14 protein-coding genes and 1 pseudogene are annotated in these 13,791 nt (G+C 29.5%); 11 read left to right on the plus strand and 4 right to left on the minus strand.

Annotation, left to right across the window (positions count from 1 at the left end; translation table 11 throughout):
* The 6 genes from ACI3VO_RS12255 to ACI3VO_RS12280 form a co-directional block, all read left to right on the plus strand.
* Positions 1-1,982 (plus strand): GmrSD restriction endonuclease domain-containing protein (locus ACI3VO_RS12255; protein ID WP_439758189.1); only part of this gene is annotated, 1,982 nt, incomplete at its 5' end.
* A gap of 92 nt (positions 1,983-2,074) precedes the next feature.
* Positions 2,075-3,277, plus strand: coding sequence for a DUF6398 domain-containing protein (locus tag ACI3VO_RS12260; protein WP_439758190.1), 1,203 nt, complete (start codon positions 2,075-2,077; stop codon positions 3,275-3,277).
* Positions 3,278-3,544: 267 nt separating this feature from the next.
* Complete coding sequence (locus tag ACI3VO_RS12265; RefSeq protein WP_439758191.1) at positions 3,545-3,805, plus strand: hypothetical protein; 261 nt, start codon at positions 3,545-3,547, stop codon at positions 3,803-3,805.
* Between the two features lie 78 nt (positions 3,806-3,883).
* A complete protein-coding gene (locus tag ACI3VO_RS12270) occupies positions 3,884-4,762 on the plus strand; it encodes a hypothetical protein (RefSeq protein WP_439758192.1) in 879 nt (292 codons plus the stop codon).
* Between the two features lies 1 nt (position 4,763).
* Entirely contained in the window at positions 4,764-5,093 is a 330-nt protein-coding gene (locus ACI3VO_RS12275; RefSeq protein WP_439758193.1) for a hypothetical protein, read from the plus strand.
* A gap of 38 nt (positions 5,094-5,131) precedes the next feature.
* On the plus strand, positions 5,132-5,563 hold the full coding sequence (locus ACI3VO_RS12280) for a hypothetical protein (RefSeq protein ID WP_439758194.1): 432 nt from the start codon (positions 5,132-5,134) through the stop codon (positions 5,561-5,563).
* Between the two features lie 100 nt (positions 5,564-5,663).
* On the opposite strand, the gene ACI3VO_RS12285 is transcribed toward ACI3VO_RS12280, so the two are convergent.
* From ACI3VO_RS12285 to nhaA, 4 genes are all read right to left on the minus strand, one after another.
* On the minus strand, positions 5,664-6,239 hold the full coding sequence (locus ACI3VO_RS12285; RefSeq protein WP_439758201.1) for a DUF6198 family protein: 576 nt from the start codon (positions 6,237-6,239) through the stop codon (positions 5,664-5,666).
* A gap of 152 nt (positions 6,240-6,391) precedes the next feature.
* Positions 6,392-7,084 carry a YczE/YyaS/YitT family protein gene (locus ACI3VO_RS12290; protein WP_439758195.1) on the minus strand — a complete coding sequence of 231 codons (693 nt, stop codon included), beginning with the start codon at positions 7,082-7,084 and terminating at the stop codon, positions 6,392-6,394.
* Between the two features lie 160 nt (positions 7,085-7,244).
* Entirely contained in the window at positions 7,245-8,204 is a 960-nt protein-coding gene (gene metA / locus ACI3VO_RS12295) for a homoserine O-acetyltransferase MetA (RefSeq protein ID WP_439758196.1), read from the minus strand.
* Positions 8,205-8,263: 59 nt separating this feature from the next.
* On the minus strand, positions 8,264-9,418 hold the full coding sequence (nhaA, locus tag ACI3VO_RS12300) for a Na+/H+ antiporter NhaA (protein WP_439758197.1): 1,155 nt from the start codon (positions 9,416-9,418) through the stop codon (positions 8,264-8,266).
* Between the two features lie 225 nt (positions 9,419-9,643).
* Between nhaA and ACI3VO_RS12305 the strand changes: the two genes are divergently transcribed.
* The 5 genes and pseudogenes from ACI3VO_RS12305 to ACI3VO_RS12325 all read left to right on the plus strand — a co-directional run.
* The gene (locus ACI3VO_RS12305; protein ID WP_320924558.1) at positions 9,644-10,138 is read left to right on the plus strand and encodes a QueT transporter family protein; all 495 of its coding nucleotides are present in this window, start codon (positions 9,644-9,646) and stop codon (positions 10,136-10,138) included.
* A 3-nt stretch (positions 10,139-10,141) separates the two neighbouring features.
* Entirely contained in the window at positions 10,142-10,867 is a 726-nt protein-coding gene (locus ACI3VO_RS12310) for a hypothetical protein (protein ID WP_439758198.1), read from the plus strand.
* Positions 10,868-10,986: 119 nt separating this feature from the next.
* Positions 10,987-12,603 (plus strand): ABC-F family ATP-binding cassette domain-containing protein, encoded by a 1,617-nt coding sequence (locus ACI3VO_RS12315; RefSeq protein WP_439758199.1) that lies wholly within the window; start codon positions 10,987-10,989, stop codon positions 12,601-12,603.
* Between the two features lie 703 nt (positions 12,604-13,306).
* On the plus strand, positions 13,307-13,456 hold the full coding sequence (locus ACI3VO_RS12320; RefSeq protein WP_439758200.1) for a hypothetical protein: 150 nt from the start codon (positions 13,307-13,309) through the stop codon (positions 13,454-13,456).
* A gap of 134 nt (positions 13,457-13,590) precedes the next feature.
* Positions 13,591-13,791 (plus strand): annotated as a pseudogene (locus ACI3VO_RS12325) (homoserine dehydrogenase); the annotation flags it as partial.

The following is a 13,791-nucleotide window of genomic DNA, read 5'->3' on the forward strand; positions in this document are numbered from 1 at the left end:
AGCAATGTGAGAAGCTATGGACTGATATAGTAAATATGCAAAAAAATAACAAAATTGGTCATTTTGTAGGATCTATTGTAAATATATCAGAACAAGCTATGCCAACTGGTGTGCAGAAGTTTATGATTATAGATGGTCAGCAGAGAATGACTACATTGACATTGATGTTGATAGCTCTTAGAGACTATGGATACGATCATCCAGAAGATAACACTATAAATCCAGGTGGCATAAATGGAATGTGCATACAAAACGATTATGGGATGGGAGAAGAAAAATATAAAATGCTACTTAGCAAAAAGGACAAGGATATATTGATAAAGCTAGTAGATAGAGCTCCTATAGATGAATCTGTAAAATCTAAGCTAATAGATAATTATAATTTCTTTGTGAAAAAAATAAATGAAAAAGAGCTTACACCAGCTCAAATTTTTGAAGGTGTAGGAAAACTACAAATAGTAAATATAACTTTAGATAGATCACAAGATGATCCACAGCTTATATTTGAGAGCTTAAATAGTACAGGTATGGATTTATCTAAATCAGATTTGATAAGAAACTATATGCTTATGGGATTGAGTCCAGATGAGCAAGATGGTATTTATAAAAATTACTGGTACCCAATGGAGGATTTATTTGATTATAGTAGGGGTACATGGCTTATGGATAGATTTTTCAAACACTATCTGACATTTAAACATGGAAAAATACCTGTAGAAAGCAAGGTGTACGATGATTTTAAAAATTACTATCAAAATAAAACTTATGAATCCGTTTTAGCTTTAAGCGAGGATTTATATAGATGTGCAAAATACTATACAAATATTTATTATGCAAATAGTGGGGATAAACAACTAGATTATGTATTTAAGGATATAAAAGCTTTAAATATGGATGTAGCGTCTCCATTTTTGATAAAGGTTTACTGTGACTATGAAAATAAAGTTATAGAAAAAGATGGATTTATAGAGATATTGAGATTATGTGAAACTTATGTATTTAGACGCTCAATAACTGGAATTCCAACAAATTCACTAAATAAAACTTTTAATTTAGCAGTTAGAAGTATAATAAAAGATAATTACATAAACTCTGTAAAAGCATTTTTTATAATGTTAGATAGTTATAAGGAATTTCCTTCTGATGAAGATTTTGTAGATAAGTTGAAGTTTAAAGATATATACAATATGAGAACTAGAAATTATATTTTATCCAAATTTGAAAACTTCGACAATAAATCTCCTATAACCATAGAGAATTATACAGTTGAGCATATAATGCCTCAAAATAAAAATCTAAGTGAGGCGTGGAAAAATGCTCTAGGAGAAAATTACGATGAGATTCAAAAGAAATACCTACATACAATTGGAAATCTTACACTTACAGCTTATAACTCAGAGATGTCTGATAGATCTTTTGAAGATAAGTTAAATATGCATGGTGGATTTAGAGAAAGTGCACTTAGACTAAATAGCTATGTAGTTAAACAAATAACTTGGAATAAAGATACTATCGAACAAAGGGCAGATGAACTCTGTGAATTAGCTAAATCTATATGGAAATATCCTGTTTTATCACAAGAGGAATTAAGTGAGTTTTTGCCTGAGATAGATGATGAACAATATTCTATAGAGTCATATGAGTATTTGAGTGATAAAAGTATGAAGCTATATGATGCATTAGATAAAAAAATATTGAATATTTCTGAAGATATAAAAAGAGAATTTAAAAAGCTATATATTGCATATAAGGTTGAAACTAATTTTGTAGATATTATACCGCAAAAGTCTAAGCTGAGACTTGTTGTAAATATGAAATTTGAAGATGTAATAGATCCTAAAAATATATGTATAAATATTACAGATAAGTCAAGCTGGGGTAATGGAGATATAGAAATTTTTTATAATGATTTAAGTCAACTAGATGATATTATGGATATTATAATGCAATCTTATAAATTACAATCAGATGACGTTGAGTAAGGAATTTATATGAAAATTGAATAATCAAAAAAATTTATCTATAATTAAACTATACAATATAATTAAATTAAAAATTAAAAGGATGAACGATAATGGCTACAGATAAAGATAAAATAAAACAAATTACCGACATAGTAAAAACTCATTGTGATGAGTGCTTCAATGAAGATTACTACAAGACTACAAAAAAATTAATAGATAAATTAAAAAAGAACAAAGATTTTTCTATGGATAAGGGAAAAATAGAAGGATGGGTAGCTGGGCTCTTGTATATAGTAGGAGAAGACAGCGGACTTTTTAACCAAACTAATTGGATAGAATCAAAGGAATACATTTCAAAGACAGATATGGCAAAAATAGCAGAAGTTAGTGTGGCTACTATGAAGTCTAGAGCATCTAAGATAAGAGAGGTACTTCCTAAAAATGCAAAATTCGTAGCAGATATCACATATGAAGAAGACGATTATGATTTTTGCTTTGGATTTGATGATGACGATGACGAGGATGGCTATGAAATGGATGAGGTTTTACAAAAGATGGCTGATATGCTAGGTCATACAATAACCACAAAAGAAGAAGAATATGAAATCTATATGGACAAGGCATTTGACTCATATGATATAGATGAAGCTATGGAGTATATGAAGTTGGCTCTTATGCATGCTAAGAAAAAAATACCAGACCATCTATTCAAGCAGCTAGAAGGAGAGCTGTGGCTTGAGCTAGATGCAAGACCGTATCTTTTGATAAAGGCAGAATTGGCGGATTTGTACTATTTGAAGGATGATTATGAATCTTCAGTAGAACTATACAACGACATTTTGAGATTAAATAAAAATGACAACCAAGGAATAAGATATAAAATATTTCCGTTGTTAATTTTACTAGATAAGAAAGATCAAATTGAAAATTTGATAAAGACATATGAAAATGATGAGTGTGCATCTATGCTTTACAACAAGGCATTATATTACTATAGAAATAAAAATGAATTAAATGCAAAGTCTTTTTTAAAGAAGGCTTTTAAGGCAAATGAATACATACCTGATTATTTACTTGGGATGGGAGATATCAACTCTCCGCTGCCTGAAATGTACTCATTTGGAAGTGAAGAGGAGGCTAGATTTTATTTAGAATGTGCTTCATTGGCTTGGATAGAGACAGAAGGAGCTTTATTTTGGCTTATAGATGAGTATTATTTATATGCTAAAAAGAACGATATAGAGCTACTTTTTACTAAAAAAGAGCTTAAGGTTTTGATTAAACAAGCATTTGAAGAAATGAAAAATATATAAAGGTTTTAGTTAGATACTAATAGAGTAGTATGTATTGTACTGCTCTGTTTTTTTGTATAAAATTATAATTACCCAGTAGAAAATAATAATAAAAATATATAAATAAAATAAATTCAAAAACAAAACTATCACAAGACATCGGCACGTTTTTTGACGTGATAATAAAATCAAAAAAATATATACTTATCTAAAATAAAAACACAAATTACAGATTTAAAAATCCATGGACTAATATAATATTAAACAAAAATAAAGGAGGAAAACAAAATGGCAAGAGAATGTTATGATTGCTTTTACTATGAAGCATCAAAAAGAAGATGCAACAAAAAAAGAAGAGGTGTAGACGGAGAAGACCCAGCATGTAGCAGTTTTATTGATGAAGACACACCAGAATGCTTTGAATGTAGATATGCAGAAACAGATACAGGGCTTTTTGCAAGAAATGATACATACAGATGCTCAAAACATAAAAAAAGAGTAAACACTCACGATCCTGCATGTAGATATTTTATAAGAGATGTTTTCTAATAATTAACTAAAATTAAAAAAATTGAGTAGTCTATGTAAGCTAAGTACATGGGCTACTTAAAAACAGGAGGTAATAATATGGGATTATTCGATATATTTTCAGGTGGAGGCAACAGTAGAAAAAGTTTTTCTGATTTATCAGATAACTGGGAAAAAAGAAAAGAAGCTAGAGAGTATAATGCTATGGCTAGAGAAATAATAGATGATTATACGGAGAGATATGAAACTACTTATTACAATACACAAGACTACGCTTTTGAAACACAACGCAGACTTGATAAACACAATGATTTTAAAAAAGAAATCATAAGAAAATTAAAATTAGATGTAAAGCCTGTATTAGAGGATTTTAAAAAATTTGATATAGACAGCAAAACTATAAATGTAGATTTTTTTGATATAGGCTCAAATAAAAATTTAGATATGTCAATATCTAATATAAATAATACATTTGCAGGATTTGATAGATTGTCTTTTAATAGTTGTTTTCCTAATCTAGATGATATTTTTAGAGATGCAACAGAGGAATACTACCAAGCAAAATCAAATTACAATCAAGCTAAGATGTACAAAAGTCAAATTCAATTAAAAAGGGAACAGTTAAAAACTATAAAGAGCAATCTTTCTAACATCAGAAGCTATATATCTGATGAGGAAAGAGTTTTAAGTGAGCTTATAGAAAGAATTGAAGGTATTTCAAAAAAACTAGATCAAAATATGAAAAAGTCTTCATTTAAAAAAGAAGAAAGTGACTATTTAAAATCTATATATAATATAGCAATGGGAATCGATAAATTTATGGGGACTAAATTTTTAAACGATGACTTTACTGTAACAGATGACTACAACAGCTTATTTGAAAAAATGAAAGAAATAAATTCTCTAATTGAAAAACCTACTCTAAATACTGGAGAGCTAGATAGGATTTTAAAATCAATAGGAGTAATAGTGTACTAAAATGTGTGAAGATATAAAAGACATATTGGCTAAATTGATCACACATTCTGAGAGAGAGTTTGCCAATTATTTAAAAGAACAGGAAATTGAGGAAACTCAGATACATCAAAGAATAAGTGATACTATTGCTCTTACAGAGCTTGTAAAATCAAGAAGAGAGGCTTTTGAATTAATGTCGAGTAAGTTTTTTAAAGAAAAGGATAGATTATCAAAAATGGCGATTAAATCTTTAGATGTAGCTATAAGTCATGGTGATGACAAGTTAGCAAATATTATTTTAAATTTTTTAAATGTCGTTTATGAAGAAAAATATCCAAAACTAAGTATTTAGTCGTAAATTTTAAGTATTGAGAAAAAGAGGATAAAAAAATGGACAATAAATTAGAAAAAGTAAATTCTAGTCAAGTGGTGTCTTCTCTTACTGGGGAAGAGGCTTTGATTGTAGAAACAGCAGTTAAAACATTCACAGAAATTGGAAAAATTATGGGTGATTATGCTAAATGTAGACAAGAGCAAATTACTGAAAGACAGAGAATAAGAGCTCAACTTAAAATAATAACTACACAAATTCAAGCTAATAAGGAAAAGTATATTCATGCGATTGATAAGTATTATCAAGATAAAGATAGAATTTACGATTTTGTAGAACAAGCATTGAGAGCTAGTGAGAAATGCGGAGATATGGAAATGATGAAAATGATTTATAGTGATTTCTTTAGCTTTATTTCTAAAAACTCACCAAGTGATGAATTAAAAATTATGATGGATGCAAATAATAATTTTATAAATTTTATTGAATAAAAATGGCATTGAACACAATCTAAAACCAGAGATGATCGTGTAGAAGCAAAAAAACTCCTTTAAGTGAATTTAAAATTTGCTTAAGGGAGTTTTCTTATATTTAGATTATATTTTCTATCTCAGCGGAACAATCTATAGCTTGAAGTCCAGCCAATCTATCCATGTTTTTCTTAAAAATCTTATTAAAAATTGCAATAGCTCTTCCAACACCTATCATAGCAATTACTGTTCCGATACCGATAGCTACTATTTTGCCTGAAAGCGCAAGACCTATAATACAAGTTGTGACTACGCAAGTAATATCGAGTGCATTTTTGCCGAAGCCTAGTCCTTTTTTGAATATATCGCCTATAGCTTGGGCAAGTCCATCAGCTGGATTTGGAATCAGCTTCATATTTACCATCATAGCTGCACCGATTGCAGTTACTACTATTGCTGCAAATAATAGTAGTAGGTTTTGCCATACTGTAGTGTAGTTGAAGTCTAAAATTCCTCCGAAGTAGTTTATTAAAACGCTGAATAATAAGCTAAATGGTATTTGTAAGATGTCTTTTAAGTCTCTGTTTTTACCTTTTATTATAAATTGAATTAATACAAACACAGCGTATACTATAAATGTCATAGCTGCAAAATTTAGATTTAAAATATTTGCTATGGAAAAAGGTATAGATATAATTGGAGATACTCCTAATCCAGATTTAGTATTTAAAGTAATTCCAATTGAGAGCACTACAAGTCCTATTGAATAAAATAGAATACGCCATAGCAAGCAGTTGTTTTTATTGTTTTCCATTTACATCACTCTTTCTATTATATATGATACTTGGTCTAAATTATATCTTTTACATCATTATCGAAATTTATAGCTTGAAGTCCAGCCAATCTAAGCATACCTTCTTTGAATATACTATTAAAAACTGCTATAACTCTTCCAACAGCTATCATACAGATTAATGTACCGATGCCTATACCAATTATTTTACGTGAAAGCACAAGTCCTATAGTGCAAGTTATAAATACACAAGTGATATCGAGTACATTTTTTCCAAAGCCTAAATCTTTTTTTAATAAATCTCCTACAGCTTGAGCAAGTGCATCAGCTGGATTTGAAATTAGCTTCATACTTATTAGCATAGAAACGCCTATAGCAGTTCCGATTATAGCACCGAACAGTAAAAGCCAGCTTTGCCAAATTGTAGTAGGATTGAAATCTAAAATTTTACCAAAAAAGTTTAAAAGAATGCCGAACATCAAGCTAAATGGGATTTGCAAAATATCCTTTATATCTCTGTTTTTTCCCTTGATTATAAATTGAAGTAATACAAATATTGTATATACGATAAATGTCACAGTTGCAAAATTTAAATTTAAAATATTGGATATGGAAAAAGGTACAGATATGATTGGAGATACTCCTAATCCAGATTTTGTATTTAATGTAAGACCTATTGAAAGTATTACAAGACCCATTAAATAAAATGAAATACGCCATATCCAACAAGTATTTTTACTGTTTTTCATTTAATATATCACTCTTTCTATATTTTTATTCTACTATATTAAATTTTATATTTAAAAAGACGCATAGTCAATAGCTACAAGTATTGAAAAATACATTATAATTTATAGAAAATAACTGCATTTTTATTAAAAAAAGGATGCTTTCACATCCTTTTTTCCTCTAGTCTTCACATGGTTCATATGAATTTGTAGATAAAGCCATTTTTTCAGTAATCTTACTAATATCGTATGGTGTATCTTGGTAAACTTGGTTAAGCCAGTTAGTGTAGAATAAAGTCGCATTAGCTCTCCAAGTGTTAACAGGATCTATACCAGTATCGCCATTAGGATAGTAGTTTTCAGGTATAAGTGGATCCATACCCTTGTTGTAGTCTCTTATATATTCGCCCTTTAAAGTATCAGTATCGTATTCTAAGTGACCTGTTACGAAAATTCTTCTGCCGTCTTTAGTAGACATTATAAATGGTCCTGCTTTTTCTGATTCAGAAAGGATTTCGATATCAGGAACGTTTAAGATATCTTCTTTCTTGATAGCTGTATGTCTAGAGTGAGGAGCGTAGAATACGTCGTTTAAGCCTCTAGTTAAAGCTGAACCAGGATTATTTACTGTATGTTTGAATACACCTGATAATTTATTTTCTAGTTCATATTTTTGGATACCGTAGTAGTGGTATAGTGAAGCTTGAGCAGCCCAACAAATATGTATAGTTGAGAATACATTTTTCTTGCTCCATTCCATTATTTCAACTAGTTCGTCCCAATACTCAACCTCTTCAAATTCTAAAAGCTCAACAGGAGCACCTGTTATTATTAATCCGTCGAATTTTTTGTCTTTTATATCGTCGAAATAAGTGTAGAATTTATCTAAGTGTTCACTTGAAGTATTTTTACATTCGTGGCTCTTTACTTGAATTAAAGTTATTTCTACTTGTATAGGTGAATTAGATAAATATCTAAGTAATTGGTTTTCAGTTTGAATTTTAAGAGGCATTAAATTTAGTATAGCTATTTGTAATGGTCTTATGTCCTGTTGCATAGATCTTTCTACGTCCATAACAAATATATTTTCTTTTGATAATACTGAATACGCTGGTAGTTCTTTTGGTATTTTTAATGGCATGACTATCCCTCCTTATTTTTATGTAACAGATATATTTTACACAATATATACAAAAAATTCTATATATTTATGGAAAATTTATGTATAAATGTAAAAAAAGAAGTCGAAATAATAGATAATATACAAGAGCTAAGTATTGCTAGCTTACAAGTATTTATTAGTTCAAGGTCATATGAAAAAGTCAAATCACACATAAATATAGACATTGTAAATCCTATTCCAGCTATTAAAGAAACTAAAAATACAGAATAAAAGTCCAAACTTTCAGGAGGCTTTATAAGCTTTAGCTTCGTGAAAATATATGTAAACAATGTTATGCCTAGTGGTTTTCCGATTGCCAAGCCGAATAAAATTCCGAAGTATAACCTCTGTGTGCTGTACAAATCAGCGCTTATATTTAGAGATACTCCGCTATTTACAAATGCAAATAGAGGGATGACTACGTAGTTAGTAAGTGGCACTAATTTGTCTTGGAGATTTTCTAGCACGCTTTTTCCTTTGGTATATGATTTTGATGGTATAGATATTGCAAGTAGTATACCGCTTATAGTTGGATGTATGTTGCTCAGTTTTACAAAATACCATAGGATAATGCCTCCTAATATATAGTAGGAAATATTTTCTACATGAAAAAATTTATTTGCTATTACAAGTATTAAAAGAACTGCTAAAGACATTAGTATATATGTTTTATTTATATTTTCAGTAAAAAATACAGCTATGACTAGTATTGAAATTAAGTCGTCGACGACTGCCAAAGTGAGTAAAAATAATTTGGCTTGAGGATTTATATAATTTTTAAATATGTAAAACACGCCAATTGCAAATGCTATATCTGTAGAAATAGGTATGCAAAATCCCTTCATATAATCAGTATTGAAATTAAAGCTTAAAAAAATCAAAGCAGGAATCACAACGCCACCGATGGAACCCACAACTGGAAATGAAGCCTTTTTTAAAGAGGATAAATTTCCATATAAAATATTTTCCTTAATTTCAAGTCCTACATTTAAAAAGAAGAAAAACATCAAAAAATCATTTATAAATTCGTTTAGGGGATATCTAAAAAATTTATTTTCAAAAATTATCCTGTTATAGAGCCAGTCATAGGAGCTATTTGCTACGATAAGTGCGACAAAGGTAAAAAATAAAAGTAGTATGCTGCTTAAAATATCTGATTTCATATTTCTTTTATAACGCATCAAACCTTTCAAAAAAACACCTTCTTATAAAAAATATATATATAAGTTTATGATTGAAAAATATATTATATGACTTGTAGGTTTTGAATAAAAATTATTAAATTGGTAATTAATAACTAAAGATTTAAATATTGAGTTATTATCTGTTTTGTAATATAATTCATATACGTAAGATTTAAATTAAATACAATATAAAATAGATATAAATTGAAAATTTTTAGATGAGGAGATGATGAGTTGAACACAGATAGAATAGTGAAAACAGCGATTGTGGCATCTATATATGCCGCATTGACAATAGGATTAAGTCCTCTAAGCTATGGACCGATTCAATTTAGATTATCAGAGGTATTGATTTTACTTGCATTTGTAAATTCAGATTACATCGTCGGATTGACTATAGGATGTCTAATAGCTAATTTATTGGGACCTTATGGACTGGCAGATATTGCATTTGGAACTTTTGCGACACTTGTAAGTGCATATTTAGTTAATTTAACACCTAAGCTTATAAAAAATAAATACGCTATATGGGTGGCGTCTTTATGGCCAGTACTAGCAAATGCAGTTATAGTTGGACTTATGCTAAATATATTCTTTAAGTTACCTCTTTTACTTTGTATGCTAGAGGTTGGAATAGGAGAATTTGGAGTAGTTACTATTGTAGGAGTTCCTCTATTTAAATTGGTGTTATCTAAATACCCTGGGTTTTTAAATTTTAAGGAGGCTTAATAGATGAAGGAAAAATACACAAAAGTAATTGCAGTAGGAAATGATGCAATAGACTATTTAGAAAATATAAAAAGCGATTTGCAAAAAAATGCAAATTTCGAAAATATAAAGATAACAAAGGATGTAGATAAAGAATTTGTAAGAAGCTTACTAGACGGTATAGAAATTTTATATATTTTACACGATAGCTCTGACAAAGACGCTTGCAATATAACAAAGGCGATATCTTTTATGTCTAGCGAGAGAAAGGTATTATCTATAGGGCTTGATATATGTTTAAAGGAAAATAAAGAAGATCTAGGTCTAGACAAACAGCTTAAATTAAACAAATACAACATAGATAAAACAGTAGATATGATAAATCTTATGAGTGAGGCTATGGACGAAGATACTTTGATGTATGTAGATATAAGCGACTTGAAGGAATTATTCCAGGGAGAAGGGGCAGTATCTTACTCTGTTGAGGAATTCGAACTAGATATGCATCCTAGAGAAGCTGCTAAGGCTTTAGAAGAAGATTTCTACAAGAGCGAAGGAGATTTAACACTTAAAAAGGGACTTCTATTAGCAGAGACTAGCCAAACAGCTGGAGATAATACGTTGATATATTTAAATGAAATAAGAAATCACCTTCTAGATTTAGTAGATACTAATATGGATATGATATTTTCATATAATGAAAAGCAAGAAGGCAGAGAAACTATGAAAATTGCGTATTTGAGAAATTAATAGATTTTACGGAGTGTTTTAAGGCACTCCATTTTTTTTATATTGACTTATAAATAATTTTATTATAATATTATGCTTACTGTGCTAAAAAATATAAGATAGAAAGGAATATTGACTGAATGTTACAAGTAACTAATGTAGGACTTAGATTTGCCGATAAGGAATTATACAAGGACGTAAATTTAAAGTTCACTAAGGGAAATTGCTACGGAATAATAGGTGCTAATGGTGCAGGGAAGACTACTTTCCTAAAGATATTAGCTGGAGATATAGAACCAAATACTGGTAGTGTAAGTATAACTGAAAAAGAAAGAATGTCAGTTTTAAGACAGGATCACTTCAAATACGATGAGGAGACTGTGTTAGATGTAGTTATAATGGGTCACGAGAGATTATTTGAAATAATGAAGGAAAAAGATGCATTATACATGAAAGAGGACTTCACAGAAGAAGACGGTATAAAGGCTGCAGAGCTTGAAGGTGAGTTTGCTGAACTTGATGGATGGGATGCTGAGACTAATGCTGAAAAAATACTTATGGGTCTTGGAATAGATAGAGATCTACACTACAAACAAATGAAGGAGCTAGAAGGTGGAGAAAAGGTCAAGGTATTACTTGCTAAGGCGTTATTTGGTAAGCCAGAAATATTACTTCTAGACGAACCTACTAACCACTTAGATTTTAAATCAATAGAATGGTTAAACAACTTCATAATGGATTTAGAGGATTCTATAGTAATAGTAGTATCACACGATAGACACTTCCTAAACCAAATATGTACTCATATAGTAGACGTTGACTTCGGTAAAATCCAAATATACGTAGGAAACTACGATTTCTGGTATGAATCAAGCCAGCTAGCATTACAGCTTATGAAGGATCAAAACAAAAAGGCAGAAGAGAAAATAGCTCAATTAAAAGAATTCATAGCTAGATTTAGCTCAAATGCATCTAAGGCAAAGCAAGCTACTTCAAGAAAGAAACAGCTTGAAAAATTAGAAGTAACTGAAATTCAGCCTTCTAGAAGAAGATATCCTTACGTTGGATTTACTCCAGAGCGTGAAATAGGAAACGAAGTACTAGAGGTAGAAGGATTGACTAAGGTTGTAGACGGCGTGAAGGTTTTAGACAACGTGACTTTTAGATTAGATAGAGATGACAAAGTGGCGTTTATGGGAGATGAATTAGCTATAACTGCATTATTTGACATAATAATGGGTGAAGATAAAGCAGACAGTGGAAGCTTCAAATGGGGAGTTACAACTTCTCAAAGCTACCTTCCAAAAAATCACAATGAATTTTTTGACGGTGTTGAATACTCATTAGTAGACTGGCTAAGACAGTACTCTGAAGAAAAAAGTGAGAGCTTCATAAGAGGATTTTTAGGAAGAATGCTATTTAGCGGTGAAGAAGCTCTAAAAGAAGCTCAGGTTATATCTGGAGGAGAAAAGGTTAGATGTATGTTTTCTAAGCTTATGCTAAGTAATTCTAACGTATTAGTACTAGACGACCCTACAAACCACCTAGATCTTGAATCTATAACATCAGTTAACAAAGGTCTAGAAAAATTCCCTGGAGTGCTTTTATTTAGCTCACACGACCACGAGATGATACAAACTCTAGCAAATAGAATAATAGAGATAACACCAAATGGAATAATGGATAGAAAGACTACTCTAGAGGATTATCTAGAGAACAAAGATATACAAGAAAAATTAAAAGAAATGTACGCTTAATATATAAAGCTCTTTTATGTTAGTTTGATGTTAATTATCGATGATATTATTTTAATAATATTAAGATGATTTTAAATTCTAATATAAAAGAGTTTTTTTGTTGAAAATTGATGATTTATAAAATATATTATCGATAATTTGTATATAAAATAGAGTATATATATTTACAAAATGTAAATGAAATTGAGATGTGTTAAGAAAATGTAAATAAAACAACCTTTAAATGTTAAAATACTGTAAAATACCCTGTGATTGTGTTAAGGGAATGTAAACAATCTTCTGAATATATGGAATTTACTGAAAATTTATATATAATATAATTAACAAAAGAAAAAGTAACATAGGGAATTTAAAATTTTAAAGTGTTTAATTAAAGGAGGAGCGTATTATGACTGGAGTAGCATGGGTATTTATGATAACTGTATGGTGTATAATAGGAATAGCTGCATTTTTAGCTTTGAAAAAGATCGTAAACAACCAATAAAGGACTGAAAATAATTTTTCTACATGGAATTATATTTAAAAATTTAATACTTTATCAGTTTTAGTTAGATACAAATAATATAAAAAAGCATAAGTCCTGAAATTTGGATTTATGCTTTTTTGCTGTGCGTAAAAAATATTTTTTTATACAAAAAAAATACAATATTATTATCAAAAAAATAGTATAATTATATTAAATAAATAAAATGGAGGTATTGCTATGAGCGAAAAAAATAACTATGAATTTAGCGGCACAGAATATGTAGAAATAGACGACACCTACAGAGATGAATATGAGATAATTATTGAAGATGAAGATTTTGAAGTCGAGGAAGAGGATATAGAAATAGAAGATACATATATAGATTAGATGAAAACACAACCCTTTGGAGATAATATTCAAAGGGTTGTATTTTTTTGGAGAAAATAATATATTACAAAAGTATGGAAATTTTATGAATTTATGTATAAAATTATACTTATGTAAATTTATAAGGAGGAGTTATGTTTAATATTGCTTTAATTGGTTTTGGTGCAGTGGGCAAATCATTTGTAAAATTATTAGAAATGAAAAAGGACCTGCTACACGATGTAAATTTAAAATATATTATAAAAAGCGACGGAGGTATTTACGACGAAGATGGATTAAATATCGATGAGCTAATGGAGTATACAAATAATAAAAAAATACAAAATCACCCTATG

It is taken from the genome of Intestinibacter sp. (assembly GCF_051866655.1).
In the GTDB taxonomy this organism is placed as follows: domain Bacteria; phylum Bacillota; class Clostridia; order Peptostreptococcales; family Peptostreptococcaceae; genus Intestinibacter.